Here is a 15,337-nt window from a genome sequence, read left to right on the forward strand (position 1 = left end):
CCCCTCGCCCCGCCGGTACGCCCCTGATTACCCCGGAGGGCGAAGCGCGCATGCGCGCCGAACTGCACGAGCTGTGGCATGTGCGCCGGCCACAGGTGACCCAGTCGGTCAGCGAGGCGGCGGCGCAGGGCGACCGCTCGGAGAACGCCGAGTACACCTACGGCAAGAAGATGCTGCGCGAGATCGACAGCCGCGTGCGCTTTCTCACCAAGCGTCTGGAGAAGCTCAAGGTCGTCAGCGACAGGCCCTCGGACCCGAACAAGGTGTACTTCGGCGCCTGGGTCACCATCGAGGACGAGGACGGCGAACAGTCGCGCTACCGCATCGTCGGCCCGGACGAGTTCGACCTCAAGCAGGGCCAGATCAGCATCGACTCGCCACTGGCGCGCGCTCTGGTGGGCAAACCGCTGGATGCCGAGGTTCGGGTACACAGCCCGGGCGGCGAGAAGACCTGCTACATCGTCGAGATCGACTATCCGTGAATCGACGGTGCGCGACCGGCGCCCCTGCCGCAGGGGCGGTCGGCGGCCTCGGATAACGAAGAGTCGTTGCTAGCGCCGGGTGATCAGGCCCTGACGCGCCACCCGCACCAGCTCGCCAACGGTCTGCTCGAGCTGCTCGGCGCTGGGTGCCTGGATCACGGCCAGATCGAAGCTGTCGCGGGCGAAACGGCTCAGCGACTCGCCGTTCTGCACGAACTGGATGCGAAACGCACGCGACCCCGACCAGCGCTTGGGCCAGCCTTCGAGATAACGCAGCAAGGTGGGTTGATGGCTGCCGCCAAGCAGCACGCGCGGATTGCGCAGCAGCAGGCCCGAAGTGATGGGCGCCAGGCGAATAAGGGGTTGGGGACAGATCATGGTCGAGTCTCCGCCTCGAGAATCCCGCTGGGCAGCGGTGAGAGGCGACACCGAACCAGCGCTTTAGCGGAATTTCAGGTGTCGATGACAACACCCTGAGGCGCCCCGCAAGTAGCTGTTTAAATCGGCGCAGGGCGAATCCTAGAGAAGCCCACGACAAACTGTCAAGGCGCTTCTGAGCCCGACCCCAACCTTCGATTGGCCGAGAGGGCATCCCGGCGTTCGACGGCGCCTCCACCCGCCTTCGCGGCGCCGTTGCAGCCCTCCGCATGCTGCCAGCCCACAGCATTTCCTCGCCTGGACGTGTCGACCCGTAACAGCGAAATGCACCCGAGGTATGCGGCGATCTGCAGCGAACGACCGGAATAGAGGCGTCCCGCGCCAATCGATGGCGCTGGCATGGTTCCTGCCATCGTTCTTGCGCCGTACGCGCCACGGGATGGGCGCGATCCGCTTGCAGGAAGCACTTGACTGCCCAACAAACCACGAGAGCGCCCATGAAGAACAATAAAACCCTGCTCGCCCTCTGCCTCGGCGCCGGCCTGCTCGCCAGCGGCCAGACCCAGGCATTCTGGTTCGGTTCCTCCGGCTATACCCAGACCAAGTACCCCATCGTCCTCGGCCACGGCATGCTCGGCTTCGACAGCATCCTCGGTATCGACTACTGGTACGGCATCCCGGCTGCCCTGCGACGTGACGGTGCCAGCGTGTACGTCACCGAGGTCAGCCAGCTGGACACCTCCGAAGCGCGCGGCGAACAGCTGCTGCAGCAGGTCGAGGAGATCGTCGCCATCAGCGGCAAAGGCAAGGTCAACCTGATCGGCCACAGCCACGGCGGGCCGACCACTCGCTACGTCGCCGCAGTGCGTCCGGACCTGGTCGCCTCGGTCACCAGCGTCGGCGCGCCACACAAGGGCTCTGCCGCCGCCGACTTCCTCAAGGGCATCAGCGACGGGCCTGCCGGGCCGGTGGCCACCCCTCTGCTGGCCGGTATCGTCAACGGCCTGGGCACGCTGATCAACTTCCTCTCCGGCAGCTCCAGCACCACGCCGCAGAATGCACTCGGCTCGCTGGAGTCGCTCAACAGCGAAGGCGCCGCGCGCTTCAACGCCAAGTTCCCGCAGGGCCTGCCCACCAGCGCCTGTGGCGAAGGCGCGTACAGCGTCAATGGCGTGCGCTACTACTCCTGGAGCGGCACCAGCCCGCTGACCAACCTGCTCGACCCCAGCGACCTGCTGATGGGCGCCTCCTCGTTGACCTTCGGCAGCGAAGCCAACGATGGCCTGGTGGGCCGTTGCAGCTCCCGCATGGGCCAGGTGATTCGCGACAACTACCGGATGAACCACCTCGACGAGGTCAACCAGACCCTGGGACTGACCAGCCTGTTCGAGACCGACCCGGTCACCGTCTACCGCCAGCACGCCAACCGCCTGAAGAACGCCGGGCTCTAGGCTGACCGAGTGCACCACCCGAGCCATGGGCATCGCGACATCGATGCCCATGGCACACCCCCTCCCTGACGCATCGAGTCACATGTGAAGAAAATCCTCTATGCCCTGCCGCTGCTGATTGGCGCCAGCCTGGCGCTGATGTTCTACCTGCAACCCGCACACCAGGGCCCCTCGCCCAGCGCAGCCAGCACGGCGCCAACCGCGCCGCAGATCGCTGCGCCTGCGACGTCGGCGGACACCCTCGCCGTGTCCCCACCCGCACCCGAAAAAACCGCGAGCCTGGCCCTGCCCGGCTCCTTCGTCGGCACCGAGGTCGACGGCAGCTTTCGTGTCGACGCCGCCGGCAACCTGATCGTCAGCGAGGATATCCGCCGCATCTTCGACTACTTTCTCGCCAGCATCGGCGAAGAGAGCCTGGACGCCAGCGTGTCACGCCTGCGCGGCTACATCGACGCACAGCTGCAGGAGCCTGCGCGCGCCCGTGCCCAGGCATTGCTGGAGCAGTACCTGAACTACAAGCGCGAGCTGGTGCTGCTGGAGCGGGACCTGCCGCAGATGGCCAACCTCGACGCGCTGCGCCAACGTGAAAGCGCGGTGCAGGCCCTGCGGGCGCGGCTTTTCGATGACGAAACCCACCAGGCCTTCTTCGGCCGCGAGGAAGGCTACAACCGTTTCACCCTGGAACGCCTGGCCATCCAGCACGACGCCGGCATGAGCGCCGAGGAGAAAGGCGCCGCCATCGACAGGCTGCGGGCATCGTTGCCGGAAGCGCTGCAGGACGCCGTGCTGCCGCAACTGCAACAGGAACTGCGCCAGAACACCGCGCGCCTGCAGGCGCAGGGTGCCAGCGCGGCGCAGATTCGCCAGATGCGCCAGCAACTGGTCGGCGCCGAGGCCACTGCCCGCCTGGAGACGCTGGACGGTCAGAGACAGAACTGGCAACGGCGCCTGGAGGCCTATCTTGCCGCCAAGGCGCAGATCGAAGCCAACCCGGGGCTCAGCAGCGCTGACAAGCGCGCCGCCATCGACGCGCTGGCAACGGAGCGCTTCGACGAACGTGAGCGCCTGCGCCTGGAAGCAGCCGAGCAACTGGCCGCCGCGAACAAGGGCCAGTAATCGCGTCAGGCGCTGTCGCGCATCACCAGCTCGAAGCCGACGTCGACGCAGTGCTGCTCGGGCGTCTCGCCACGCATCAGCGCCAGCAGCATGTTCGCCGCCAGCTCGCCGATCTGCCCACGGGTGGTGCGCACGGTGCTCAGCGCCGGGTGCATCCAGGCCGCTGCCGGCAGGTCGTTGAAACCGGCGATGGCCAACCGCCCCGGCACATCCAGGCCCAGCTGACGCGCACGGAACAAGGCCCCCATGGCCAGGTCGTCGTTGTTGAAGAACACCGCATCGATCTGCGGCTGTTGCGCCAGCAGGCGGTCGAGCAGCTCGGCGCCCAGACCGATGGACGACAGCTCCGGCGTCAGCAGCTCCAGTGCCGGGTCGTGACGCTGCAGATAGCGCATTACCTGGCGGTACCCTTCGGCCCGCTGCAAGGTGCGCGGGTCGAGCTGCGCGGCGGCGAAGGCGATATGCCGATAGCCGCGCTGCACCAGGGCACGGGTCATCGCCGCACCGGCCTCGATCTGGGAGAAGCCGACGCAGTAGTCCTCCGGCTCCTCGCTCAGTTCCATCAGCGTCACCAGCGGACAGGTACTGGCACCGAGAATCTCGCGGGCCGCGTCACTGCGCTCGAATCCGGTCACCAGCAGGCCGGCCGGCTGGTGCGCCAGGTAGGAGCGCAGCAGGCGTTCGTCCTCCTCGACCCGGTAATGGCTGACGCCGATCATCATCTCGAAGCCGGCGGGCATCAGCACCCGCTGGATCGCCTCGACGGTATCGACGAACACCGAGTTCGACAGCGAGGGAATCACCACCGCCACCAGGTTCGAGCGCGAACTGGCCAATGCCCGCGCCGCCGGGTTGGGCACGTACCCGAGCGCCTGGGCCGCACGCATCACCTGCTCGCGCAATGCGTCGGACACCCGCCCCGGCTGCGAGAGCGCGCGCGACGCGGACATCAGCGAACACCCCGCGGCCTTGGCGACATCGGACAGGGTGACACGCTCTGCAGAGCGGCGACGGCGTTGGCTCATAGCGCCTCCATTGATGATCAGCGGGCAATTCTACCAGCCCTGCCGATGAATAAAGCGCGGGACACGCCGCCCGGGGCAACGCCACCATGCAAGGAGCGTTGCCACCTGCGTGCCCCGCGAAACCTCGAGTCGGCCCGTCAGTCGTGCACGGGCCGGCTCTTACCGTGCAGCCTTGTCGACCTCGGCCTGGACCTGATCGAACAGTTGCTGCCCCACCGTATCGACCACCTTGGCGATCGCCGGGGCAGCCTGCTCACGCATGCGCTGCACCTCGGCGGGGGCCACTTCGTTGATCTGCATGCCCTTGTCCTTCAACTGCGCCAGTGCACGGGCGGCCTCCTCGCGGGTGTCCTGGCGCTCGAAATCGCGGGCCTTCTGCGCCGCCTCCAGGAGGATCTGCTGCTCGGTCTGCGACAGGCCGTCCCACCAGCGCTTGGACACGGTGACGATCCACGGGCTGTACACGTGGTTGGTCACGGTGAGGTACTTCTGCACCTCATAGAACTTCGAGGAGAGAATGGTATTGAACGGGTTTTCCTGACCGTCGACGGCCTTGGTCTCCAGGGCGGTGAACAGCTCGGAGAACGGCAGCGGCACGGCATTGGCGCCCATCAGCTTGAAGGTTTCGAGGAACACCGGATTGGGCATGACCCGCAGCTTGACGCCGGAGAAGTCTTCCAGCCGGTTGATCGCCCGGGTGTTGTTGGTCAGGTTGCGGAAACCGTTCTCCCAGTAGACCAGGCCGACCAGCCCCTTTTCCTCCAGCTTGTCCATCACCTGGCGGCCGACCGGCCCGTCGAGCACGGCATCGGCCTGCTCGGCGCTGCTGAACAGGAACGGCGTATCCCAGACCGCCATTTCCCGGGTGATGCCCACCAGGGTCGCGGTGGAGCCGACCATCATCTCCTGCGCGCCACCAATCAGCGCGCTCTGCATCTGGTCGTCGGAGCCCAGGCTGGCGGCACCGAAGGTGCGCACCTTGAGCTTGCCCTCGGAGGCCTTGGCCACCTCCTCGGCGAACAGCTTGGCCGCGCGGCCCTGGTTGCTGTTCTCGTTGAGGCCATAGCCGAAGCGGATCATGCGCGAGCGCACGTCATCGGCATGCGCGCTCAGGCTGGCCAGCGGGCTGCACAGCATGGCAGCGGTGAGGACGGCGAGCAGTGGACGTTTCATCGGGACTACCTCTTATTGTTGTGAATGAAACCGGCGTGCCAGTGCCGGTGGGTCAACTCAGCGCAACCAGGCCAGCGGCACGGTGACGACAGCCGGGAACGCCACCAGCAAGGCGACGATGCCCAGGTAGATCAGGAAGAACGGCAGCACGCCGCGCACCAGGATCTCCATGCGCAACTTGCCGATGCCGCCGACCACGTTGAGCACGGTGCCGACCGGCGGGGTGATCAGGCCAATCGAGCCGATCAGCACGAACATCACGCCGAAGTACACCGGGTCGACCCCGGCCTTGATCGCGATCGGCGCCAGCACCGGTGCCAGGATCAGGATGGTCGGCGTCAGGTCGAGGACCATGCCCACCGCGATCATCAGCAGCATGATCGCCAGCATCAGCAGACGCGGGTGTTCGGCCAGCGGCCCGAGCATGGCGCCGATCTCGTCGGGCAGCTGCGCCAGGGTGATCATGTAGGCCGATACCGTTGCCGCAGCGCAGAGGAACATCACCGACGCTGTGGTGCGACTGGCGCGCGTCAGGGTTTCCATCAGCCCTGCCCAGTCCAGCTCGCGGTACAGCAAGGTGGAAACCGCCAACGCATAGACCGCCGCGACCACCGCCGCCTCGGTGGGCGTGAAGATGCCGAAGCGCAGGCCGCCGACGATGATCACCGGCAGCATCAGCGCAGCCGCGCCGTCGACCAGCACGCGACGGCGCTCGGCCGCACTGGCCTTCTCCGGTGTCGGCTCGGTGAAACCGCGGGCGATCAGGGTCCAGGCGATGATCAGGCCGCCGCCCATGATCAGCCCCGGCACCAGGCCGGCCATGAACAGCTGGCTGATGGAGGTGTTGGTGACCACGCCATAGATCACGAACGGCATCGACGGCGGAATGATCGGCGCGATGATACCGCCCGCCGCAACCAGGCCCGCCGACGAATGCAGCGGATAGCCACGCTGGCGCATCATCGGCAGCAGCAGCGTCGCCAGCGCGGCGGTGTCGGCCAGCGCCGAACCGGACATGCTGGCCAACAGTACCGCCGCGGCGATGGCGACATAGCCGAGGCCACCGAGCAGGTGCCCGAAATAGGCCTGGGCCATGGCGATGATGCGCCGCGAGATGCCGCCCGCGTTCATCAGCTCGCCGGCCAGGATGAAGAACGGCACGGCCAGCAGCGGAAAACTGTCGGCGCCCGCCAGCAGGTTCTGCGCCAGCAGCTGCACGTCCCAGAAATCCAGGTACCACATCAGCACTGCCGCCGTGAGGATCAGGGCGAAGGCAATGGGCATGCCGAACGCCATGAACCCGAGCAGGGAGGAAAGAAACACTGCGACAGTCATCGGCGCATCCTCGTTGGGCACTGCCCGTCTTGTTGGAGTGGGCCCGGCATCATTCGGCCAGCGCCCGGTTCAGCGAGCGCTCGGGGATGCGGCGCCAGAGGTTGATCAGCTGCACGAACGCCAGGATCGCCAGCACCAGCATGCTCGCCAGCACCGGGAACATGGCCAGCACCACCGGGTAGCCGACCACCGTGCTGACATTGCCCCAGCCGAACTGCACCTGGTTCCAGGCGCCCCAGGCCGAGAGCAGGCTGGCGCCGGCCACCAGGATCCAGCTGAGCGAATCCAGCAGGCGCTGCGCCAGTACGGGGAAGCGGTCGCGAATCATGCGAAAGGTCATCAGCTCGCCGCGGCGCATGCTCGAGGCCACGCCGACGAACACCAGCCAGACGAACGCCAGGCGTGACAGTTCTTCCGCGCCCGGCCAACCGGTGCCGAACACGTAGCGCAACACCACGTTGGCGAACACCGCCACCACCATGAACGCCATCAGTGCGGCCATCAGGCCGTCGGTCAGGCGATCGAAGAGGCGTGCCACACGTCCTTCATAGATGGGCTCAGCACCCAGCTGCGCCTCTTGGTTAGCGCTATCAATCTCAGTCTCGAGAATGCCGGCGGCGTCACCTGCGTCAGTCTCCGGCAGGTTGTTCCGCACCCAGGCGGTGATCTGTTCGACCAGCGCCTGCCGCGACTGCCGGGCATCCAGCACCCGTACCAGCGGCTCGTCAGCGGGCGATTCGAGGGTAGCGAACTGGCTGTCGACCAGCGATGTCGGCATGAAATGCCCGGGCCGTGCGCCCACGCGCTGCAAGGCAGTGGCGTGATCGATATGCAGGTGCGCGAACTGCAACCCCGCCACCGCGCCGCGCAGACGCTCGCGATAGGCGCCCTTGAGCGCCGAGCAGGCCAGCACGAAGCCCTCGCCTGCGGCCTGCGCCGCCTGCATCTGCTCGCACAGGGCATCCAGCCACTGGCGGCGGTCAGCATCGCTCAGCGGGATACCGGCGCGCATGCGCGCGACGTTCTCGGCAGGATGGAAATGATCGGCCTCGATATGGCGCCAGCCCAGCGCGGTGGCGACCGCCTGGCTGATATCGCTCTTGCCGGAGCCACTGACGCCCATGACCACCAGGGCGGTGCGGGCAGGCGGTACGGAAGGCTGCTGTTGCATGGAAACTCCAGGGCACCATCGATGTGGGCCGCTCATTGTTTGCGCCGGATGTTAGCGCTATCCAAAACATCCGACAACCCTCCCCGGCAACATTTCGTAGAGCATTTCTGTCGCCGCCTGCGGCTTGTCACTGGTCGCCACTGATCGACCAAGCCAAGATCATCCACCTGCTTCCTGGGAGACCTTTCGCTCATGCACCGGCCAAGCCCTCGCCTGTGGCTGCCCACGCTGTTCCTGCCACTGGCCGCGCAGGCCGAAGACACCCGCTATCAGGCCGAGCCCCTGGTCGTCACCGGTAGCCGCTACCAGGCCAGCGGCTGGCGGCTGCCCTTCTCCGTCAACCGCATCGACGCCGAGCAGGCCACGCAGGGCAAGCCCGGCGTCAATCTCTCGGAGGCACTGGGCAGCGTGCCCGGCCTGGTGGTGCAGAACCGCCAGAACCATGCGCAGGACCTGCAGATTTCCTCGCGCGGCTTCGGCGCCCGCGCCGCGTTCGGCATCCGTGGCATCAAGCTGCTGGCCGACGGCGTGCCGCTGTCCAACCCCGACGGCCAGGGCCAGGCGGCCACCTTCGACCTCGACACCCTGGAGCGCATCGAGGTCCTGCGCGGGCCCTTCGCCAGTGTCTACGGCAGCAACTCCGGCGGGGTGATCCAGCTGTTCTCGCGTGACGGCCAGGGCGCGCCCAGGGTCTCCGCCGACACCTCCCAGGCCGCCTACGGCACCCGCCGCACGCGCCTGGCTGCCGAAGGCGGCAACGCACAGGCCGGTTTCATCATCAACCGCTCGCACTTCGAGACCGACGGCTACCGCGACCACAGCGGCGCCATCCTCGACAAGACCTTCGCCAAGCTGACCCTCCACCCCGATGACCTCAGCACGCTCAGCCTGAGTGTCAGCGAGCTGGACCAGAACGACACCCAGGACCCGCAAGGCCTGACCTGGGCGCAGGTGCAGAGCGACCGCCGCGCGGCAGCGCCCAGTGCCCTGCTGTTCGATACGCGCAAGAGCGTCGACCACCGCCAGCTGGCCCTCAACTATGAGCGCAGCTTCGCCGCCGGTACCTGGCAGAGCACGCTGTACAGCGGTACGCGCCGGGTGATTCAGTACCAGTCGATTCCGCCTGCGGTACAGGGCAACCCCACCCACTCCGGCGGCGTGATCGACTTCGAGCGGCGCTTTCACGGCATCGGCAACCGCTGGATTCAGCCCTTCGACCTGGGTGGCAGTCTGCTCACCCTCACGGCCGGGGTGGACTACGACCAATCCCGCGACGAGCGCCAGGGCTACGAGAACTTCAGCGACAGCACGCTCGGCGTCAAAGGCGCCTTGCGCCGCGACGAGCGCAACCGGGTGACCAGCCTGTCGCCCTACGTCCAGGCCGCCTGGCAGCTGGGCAAGCTGGATCTGCAGGCGGGCCTGCGCCACAACCAGGTCGAATTCGAGGTGGACGACCGCTTCCTCGGCAACGGCGACGACAGCGGCTCGGTCACCTACCGCGAGCTGACGCCGACCCTGGGCGCCAGCTACGCCCTGCTGCCGGCACTGAGTGTCTATGCCAGCTGGGGCCAGGGACTGGAGACACCGACGCTCAACGAGCTGTCCTATTCCGGCGCCAACGGCGGTTTCGGCTTCGACCTGAAACCGGCCACCAGCGAGCAGATCGAAGTCGGCCTGAAGGCGCGCCTGGCCGCCGGCACCCGCCTGCAGCTGGCGCTGTTCCAGATCGATACCGACGACGAACTGGTGGTGGCGTCGGCCAGCGGTGGTCGTTCGCGCTTTCAGAACGCGGCGCAGACCCGCCGGCACGGCATCGAACTGGCGCTGGAGAGCCGTCTGAGCGAGACCCTGCGCGCCCACCTCGCCTATACCCGGATCGACGCCACCTACAGCCAAGCGTTCAGCAGCAACGGCCGGATGATCGACGCGGGCAATCACCTGCCGGGCATTCCCGCGCACAGCCTGTATGGCGAGCTGAACTGGCAACCGGCATCAGGCGTCAGCACGGCCATCGAGGCGATGTACCGCAGCGAGCTGTACGTCGAAGACAGCAACAGCGCCAGGAGCGCGCCGAGCTACGCGCTGTTCAACTGGCAGGCACGTTTCGAGCAGAGGGTCGGCGCACTGACCTTCAACCAGGTCCTGCGCATCGACAACCTGCTGGACCGCGACTACATCGGCTCGGTGATCGTCGGTGACGGCAACGGTCGCTACTACGAGCCCGGCCCGGAGCGCGCCTGGTATGTCGGCGCGGGGGTGCAGTACCGGTTCGATTGAACGCTGCCTTCGTAGGAGCCGGCTTGCCGGCGATCATTACTTCAAAAGCATCGCCGGCAAGCCGGCTCCTACAATGAACAAACCACCAGTCAGAGACTGCGCGCGATCACCATTCGCTGCACGTCGCTGGTGCCTTCGTAGATCTGGCAGACGCGCACGTCGCGGTAGATGCGTTCGACCGGGAAGTCCTTCAGGTAGCCATAGCCGCCCAGCGTCTGGATCGCCGCCGAGCAGACCTTCTCGGCCATTTCCGAGGCGAACAGCTTGGCCATCGACGCCTCGGTCAGACACGGCTGACCCGCCTCGCGCAGGCTGGCGGCGTGATGCACCATCTGCCGCGCCACGGCGATCTGCGTGGCCATGTCGGCGAGGCGGAAGGCCACCGCCTGGTGCTCGATGATCGGCTTGCCGAAGGTCACCCGCTCGTGAGCGTAGTCCCGCGCCGCCTCGAATGCGGCACGGGCCATGCCCACCGACTGCGCGGCGATACCGATGCGCCCACCTTCCAGGTTGGCCAGGGCGATACGGTAGCCCTCGCCCTCCTCGCCCAGGCGCAGGCTCGCCGGAATGCGCACTTCGTCGAGCTGGATCTGGCAGGTGTCGGAGGCATGCTGGCCAAGCTTGTCCTCCACCCGCACCACCGAGAACCCCGGGGTATCGGTCGGCACGATGAAGGCGCTGATGCCCCGCTTGCCCGCCTGAGCATCGGTGACGGCGAAGACGATGACCATGCCGGCCTGGTTGCCGGAGGTGATGAACTGCTTGGCGCCGCTGAGCAGGTAATGATCGCCATCGCGCCGCGCGCGGGTGCGCAGGTCGCTGGCATCGGACCCGGCCTGAGGCTCGGTCAGGGCGAAGGCGCCGAGCATGCTGCCTTCGGCCAGCGGGCGGAGAAAGCGCTGCTTCTGCTCCTCGCTGCCGTACTTGAGAATCGGCATGCAGCCCACCGAGTTGTGCACGCTCATGATGGTCGAGCAGGCGCCGTCACCGGCGGCCACCTCCTCCAGCGCCATGGCGTAGGCCAGGTGGCCGGTCTCGGCGCCACCCCATTGCTGCGGCACCAGCATGCCCATGAAGCCGAGCTGCCCCATCTCGGCGATGGCCTCCGCAGGGAAGCGATGCTCGCGGTCCCAGTCGGCGGCAAAGGGCTTCAGGCGTTCCTGGGAGAACTGGCGGGCCATGTCGCGGATGAGGATTTCATCTTCGTTCGGAATCATCTCGTTCTCCTTACAGGCGCTCGACCGCCACCGCCGTGGCCTCGCCGCCGCCGATGCACAGGGAGGCCACGCCGCGCTTGAGGTCGTATTGCCCCAGCGCATTGAGCAGCGTCACCAGCACGCGCGCGCCGGAAGCGCCGATGGGGTGACCCAGGGCGCAGGCGCCACCGTGGACGTTGAGTTTGTCGTGGGGGATGTCGAGGTCGCGCATCGCCACCATGGGCACCACGGCAAAGGCTTCGTTGACCTCGAACAGGTCCACCTCGCCCAGGCTCCAGCCCGTGCGCGCCAGCAGGCGCTGGATCGAGCCGACAGGCGCGGTGGTGAACAGGTTCGGCGCATGGGCGAAGGAGGCATGCCCGGCGATCCGCGCCAGCGGTTGCAGGCCCCGCTTCTCCGCCTCCTCCAGGCGCATCAGCAGCAGCGCCGCGGCGCCATCGGAGATGGAGCTGGCGTTGGCCGCCGTCACCGTGCCGCCCTCGCGGAAGGCCGGCTTGAGGCCGGGAATCTTGTCCATGCGCGCCTTGGGGGGCTGCTCGTCCTGGCTGACAGTCATCCACTCGCGACCGCAGCGGGCCTGTACCGGGACGATCTCGGCGGCGAAACGGCCCTCGCGCATGGCCTTCTGCGCTCGGGTCAGCGAGGCGATGGCGAAGGCATCCTGCTGCTCACGGGTGAAGCCATAGGCCTGGGCGCAGTCTTCGGCGAAGGTGCCCATCAGACGCCCCTTGTCGTAGGCATCCTCCAGGCCATCGAGGAACATGTGGTCGAGCACCTTGCCGTGGCCCATGCGATAGCCGCCACGCGCGCGCTCCAGCAGGTAGGGCGCGTTGGACATGCTCTCCATGCCACCGGCGAGTACCACGTCGGCGCTGCCGGCCCGCAGCAGGTCGTGGCCCAGCATCACGGCCTTCATCCCCGAGCCGCACATCTTGTTCACCGTCGAGCAGACCACCGACTGTGGCAGCCCGGCCCCCAGTGCGGCCTGACGCGCCGGCGCCTGGCCCTGGCCGGCCTGCAGCACGCAGCCCATGATCACCTCGTCGACGGCGTCGCCGGCGATACCGGCCCGCTCCAGAGCCGCGAGGTTGGCAGCGGCGCCGAGCTGGGCCGCGCTCATCTCCCTGAAGTCCCCCAGGAAGCCACCCATGGCGGTACGGGCGGCACTGACGATGACGATGGAATCCTTGTTCATGACGGTCTCCTCACTTCGCGGCCATGCGTATGGCGCCGTCGAGGCGAATCACCTCGCCGTTGAGCATGGCGTTCTCGACGATATGGCGCACCAGTGCCGCGTACTCTGCCGGCCGGCCAAGGCGCGGCGGGAACGGCACGGCGGCGCCGAGGGCATCGCGGACCTCCTGGGGCATGCCGGCCATCATCGGGGTCTCGAAGATGCCGGGCGCGATGCACATCACGCGGATGCCGTGGCGAGCCAGTTCGCGGGCAATCGGCAGGGTCATGCCGACCACGCCGCCCTTCGAGGCCGCATACGCGGCCTGGCCGATCTGCCCATCGAAGGCCGCGACCGAGGCCGTGTTGATGATCACGCCACGCTCGCCATCGGCATTGGCCTGACCCTGGGCCATGCACTCGGCGGCCAGGCGCAGCATGTTGAAGCTGCCGACCAGGTTGACGCTGACCGTGCGGGCGAAGCTCTCCAGGCCATGCACGCCATTGCGGCCGATGACCTTCTCCGCCGGCGCGACCCCGGCGCAGTTGACCAGGCCCTGCAGACCGCCGAAGGCTTCGGCAGCGGCATTCACCGCAGCGCGGGCATCCTCCTCGCGGGTGATGTCCGCTTTCACGAAGCGGGCGTTGCTGCCCAGTTCCTCGGCACGCGCGGCGCCGGCCTCGGCGTTGATGTCCACCAGCACCACCTTGCCGCCCTGCTCCAGCAGTTCGCGGGCGGTGGCCAGGCCCAGACCGGAGCTGCCACCGGTCACCAGGAAAACGGAATTCTCGATACGCACGTTCTTTACTCCTTCGAATCAGTGAGCGGCGGCCTCCTGGGCCTTGGCGATTTCCTGGTTGCGCAACAGGAAGCGCTGGATCTTGCCGCTCGGGGTCTTGGGCAGCTCCGCGACGAACTCGATCTCGCGCGGATAGGCATGGGCGGACAGGCGCTGGCGCACGTACTGCTGCAACCCCTCGGCCAGTGCGGCGTCGGCGGCATGGCCGGCATGCAGCACGACGAAGGCCTTGACCAGCTCGGTGCGCTCCGGGTCGGGCTTGCCGACCACGGCGGCCTCTATCACCGCCGGGTGTTCGATCAGCGCGCTCTCCACATCGAAGGGGCCAACGCGGTAGCCGGAGGTGGTGATCACGTCATCGGCGCGGCCGACGAAACTGATGCTGCCATCCGCATTGAGCTCGACGGTGTCACCACTCAGATAGTAGTCGCCGACGAAGGCGCGGGTTTCCAGGCCCTGATAACCGGGGAACCAGAACAGCGGCGAACGCGGCATGTCCAGGGCGAGGATGCCGGGCTGGCCGACCGCCAGTTCGCGCTGCTGCTCGTCCAGCACCACGACACGGTGGCCGGGCATGGCGAACCCGGCGGCGCCCGGGCGCACCGGGTGCTGCAGCGCGTGGTGGTTGCACAGCACCATGCCCAGCTCGGTCTGCCCGTAGTGGTCGTGGATGACGCAGCCGAGCCCTTCGGCGAACCAGCGGATCACCTCCGGGGTCAGCGGCTCGCCAGCACTGCTGACGGCGCGCAACTGCCCCTTGATCGCGGCTTCCACCTCGCCCTTGCCCGCCAGCAGCAGGCGGTAGGCGGTGGGCGAGCCGGCCAGGTTGCTGATGCCGTAGTCGCGGATGATCCGGCAGGTGCTTTCGACGCTGAAACCGCCTTCGTAGAAGAGCGTGGCATGACCCATCGCCAACGGCCCGGTCACCGCGTAGTAGAGACCGTAGGCCCAGCCTGGATCGGCCAGGTTCCAGAAGCGATCCTCGGCGCGCAGGTCGACCGCCTCGCGCATGTAGCTGACGAAGGCGACGATGGCCTTCAGCGGCACCGCCAGCGGCTTCGCCAGGCCGGTGGTGCCGGAGGTGAACATCAGCAGGAAGGGATCGGACGCCTTGCGCATGACCGCTTCGAAGTGTTCCGGCTGGCGCTGCAGCTCGGCCTGGAAATCGTCACCCACCGTCAGCACCGGCGGCGCGTCCGCTACCTCGTCGAACTTGGCGCGATTGGACAGATCGGTGACGACCAGCTTGCTGCCGGCGCTGCGCACGCGGTGTTCGATGGCCTTGGGCCCGAAGGCGGTGAACAGCGGCTGGTACACCGCGCCCGCGCGCCAGGTTCCGAGGATGGTGATCAGCAGTTCCGGCGTGCGCGGCAGCATGCCCGAGACGCAATCGCCGGGGCCCACGCCACGGGCCTGGAGCAGGTTGGCAAAACGCGACGCGGCGTCCTTGAGGGCGGCGAAGGTCCACTCGGCACGCTCGCCGTTGCGCCCCTCCCAGAGCAGCGCGACGCGCCCTGGCTGGGCATGGCGGTCGCAGCATTCGACACAGGCATTCAGGGCGTCGAGGTCGCCGGCCAGGGTGCTGGAAGCGGCACTGGCGTAATCGAACTCGCGGGCAGCGGTGAAGTAGTCGCGCATCGGGTAGCCTCCGGTGTTCTTGTTGTTGGAGTGCCACGATGGTCGCGCCAGGGGCCGCGAGGCGGCAATGTCGAAACAGGTCGATCGAACCGAGCGTTTTT

At 67.4% G+C, this 15,337-nt stretch carries 13 protein-coding genes; 4 read left to right on the plus strand and 9 right to left on the minus strand.

What is annotated here, in order from left to right; all coding sequences use genetic code 11:
* A partial coding sequence (gene greB, locus EPK82_RS11835; RefSeq protein WP_134676690.1) for a transcription elongation factor GreB occupies window positions 1-482 on the plus strand: 482 nt, incomplete at its 5' end.
* 69 nt (window positions 483-551) lie between these two features.
* Here greB and EPK82_RS11840 read toward each other — a convergent pair.
* Window positions 552-860, minus strand: a complete 309-nt coding sequence (locus EPK82_RS11840; protein ID WP_037047763.1) for a hypothetical protein — start codon at window positions 858-860, stop codon at window positions 552-554.
* A 497-nt stretch (window positions 861-1,357) separates the two neighbouring features.
* Here EPK82_RS11840 and EPK82_RS11845 point away from each other — a divergent pair, with 497 nt between their 5' ends.
* The gene (locus EPK82_RS11845; protein WP_134676691.1) at window positions 1,358-2,311 is read left to right on the plus strand and encodes a triacylglycerol lipase; all 954 of its coding nucleotides are present in this window, start codon (window positions 1,358-1,360) and stop codon (window positions 2,309-2,311) included.
* 84 nt (window positions 2,312-2,395) lie between these two features.
* Complete coding sequence (locus tag EPK82_RS11850) at window positions 2,396-3,427, plus strand: lipase secretion chaperone (protein WP_134676692.1); 1,032 nt, start codon at window positions 2,396-2,398, stop codon at window positions 3,425-3,427.
* Between the two features lie 5 nt (window positions 3,428-3,432).
* Here the strand turns inward: EPK82_RS11850 and gntR are convergent, their stop codons facing one another.
* The 4 genes from gntR to EPK82_RS11870 form a co-directional block, all read right to left on the minus strand.
* Window positions 3,433-4,452 carry an HTH-type transcriptional regulator GntR gene (gene gntR, locus EPK82_RS11855; RefSeq protein ID WP_037047772.1) on the minus strand — a complete coding sequence of 340 codons (1,020 nt, stop codon included), beginning with the start codon at window positions 4,450-4,452 and terminating at the stop codon, window positions 3,433-3,435.
* A gap of 159 nt (window positions 4,453-4,611) precedes the next feature.
* Window positions 4,612-5,625, minus strand: a complete 1,014-nt coding sequence (locus EPK82_RS11860) for a TRAP transporter substrate-binding protein (RefSeq protein ID WP_037047775.1) — start codon at window positions 5,623-5,625, stop codon at window positions 4,612-4,614.
* Between the two features lie 57 nt (window positions 5,626-5,682).
* Window positions 5,683-6,960 carry a TRAP transporter large permease subunit gene (locus tag EPK82_RS11865; RefSeq protein WP_134676693.1) on the minus strand — a complete coding sequence of 426 codons (1,278 nt, stop codon included), beginning with the start codon at window positions 6,958-6,960 and terminating at the stop codon, window positions 5,683-5,685.
* Between the two features lie 49 nt (window positions 6,961-7,009).
* On the minus strand, window positions 7,010-8,131 hold the full coding sequence (locus tag EPK82_RS11870; RefSeq protein ID WP_134676694.1) for a gluconokinase, GntK/IdnK-type: 1,122 nt from the start codon (window positions 8,129-8,131) through the stop codon (window positions 7,010-7,012).
* Between the two features lie 192 nt (window positions 8,132-8,323).
* On the opposite strand from EPK82_RS11870, the gene EPK82_RS11875 reads away from it, so the two are divergent.
* On the plus strand, window positions 8,324-10,408 hold the full coding sequence (locus tag EPK82_RS11875) for a TonB-dependent receptor family protein (RefSeq protein ID WP_134676695.1): 2,085 nt from the start codon (window positions 8,324-8,326) through the stop codon (window positions 10,406-10,408).
* 89 nt (window positions 10,409-10,497) lie between these two features.
* On the opposite strand, the gene EPK82_RS11880 is transcribed toward EPK82_RS11875, so the two are convergent.
* The 4 genes from EPK82_RS11880 to EPK82_RS11895 are packed head-to-tail and all read right to left on the minus strand — an operon-like array spanning window position 10,498 to window position 15,236.
* A complete protein-coding gene (locus tag EPK82_RS11880; protein ID WP_037047784.1) occupies window positions 10,498-11,625 on the minus strand; it encodes an acyl-CoA dehydrogenase family protein in 1,128 nt (375 codons plus the stop codon).
* Between the two features lie 10 nt (window positions 11,626-11,635).
* A complete protein-coding gene (locus EPK82_RS11885; protein WP_134676696.1) occupies window positions 11,636-12,820 on the minus strand; it encodes an acetyl-CoA C-acyltransferase in 1,185 nt (394 codons plus the stop codon).
* A 10-nt stretch (window positions 12,821-12,830) separates the two neighbouring features.
* Window positions 12,831-13,598: a 3-hydroxyacyl-CoA dehydrogenase gene (locus EPK82_RS11890; RefSeq protein ID WP_047586478.1), complete on the minus strand. Its 768-nt coding sequence runs from the start codon at window positions 13,596-13,598 to the stop codon at window positions 12,831-12,833.
* An 18-nt stretch (window positions 13,599-13,616) separates the two neighbouring features.
* On the minus strand, window positions 13,617-15,236 hold the full coding sequence (locus EPK82_RS11895) for an AMP-binding protein (RefSeq protein ID WP_134676697.1): 1,620 nt from the start codon (window positions 15,234-15,236) through the stop codon (window positions 13,617-13,619).
* Window positions 15,237-15,337 lie beyond the last annotated feature (101 nt).

Source organism: Ectopseudomonas khazarica, assembly GCF_004521985.1.
GTDB classification, from domain to species: Bacteria; Pseudomonadota; Gammaproteobacteria; order Pseudomonadales; family Pseudomonadaceae; genus Aquipseudomonas; species Aquipseudomonas khazarica.

What these genes read in the sequence shown, in the direction of transcription:
- EPK82_RS11845 (WP_134676691.1), top strand. Translation starts at nt 1,358, where the DNA reads ATGAAGAACAATAAAACCCTGCTCGCCCTCTGCCTCGGCGCCGGCCTG.
- EPK82_RS11895 (WP_134676697.1), bottom strand. Translation starts at nt 15,236, where the DNA reads ATGCGCGACTACTTCACCGCTGCCCGCGAGTTCGATTACGCCAGTGCC.
- EPK82_RS11885 (WP_134676696.1), bottom strand. Translation starts at nt 12,820, where the DNA reads ATGAACAAGGATTCCATCGTCATCGTCAGTGCCGCCCGTACCGCCATG.
- EPK82_RS11860 (WP_037047775.1), bottom strand. Translation starts at nt 5,625, where the DNA reads ATGAAACGTCCACTGCTCGCCGTCCTCACCGCTGCCATGCTGTGCAGC.
- EPK82_RS11880 (WP_037047784.1), bottom strand. Translation starts at nt 11,625, where the DNA reads ATGATTCCGAACGAAGATGAAATCCTCATCCGCGACATGGCCCGCCAG.
- EPK82_RS11865 (WP_134676693.1), bottom strand. Translation starts at nt 6,960, where the DNA reads ATGACTGTCGCAGTGTTTCTTTCCTCCCTGCTCGGGTTCATGGCGTTC.
- EPK82_RS11840 (WP_037047763.1), bottom strand. Translation starts at nt 860, where the DNA reads ATGATCTGTCCCCAACCCCTTATTCGCCTGGCGCCCATCACTTCGGGC.
- gntR (WP_037047772.1), bottom strand. Translation starts at nt 4,452, where the DNA reads ATGAGCCAACGCCGTCGCCGCTCTGCAGAGCGTGTCACCCTGTCCGAT.
- EPK82_RS11870 (WP_134676694.1), bottom strand. Translation starts at nt 8,131, where the DNA reads ATGCAACAGCAGCCTTCCGTACCGCCTGCCCGCACCGCCCTGGTGGTC.
- EPK82_RS11875 (WP_134676695.1), top strand. Translation starts at nt 8,324, where the DNA reads ATGCACCGGCCAAGCCCTCGCCTGTGGCTGCCCACGCTGTTCCTGCCA.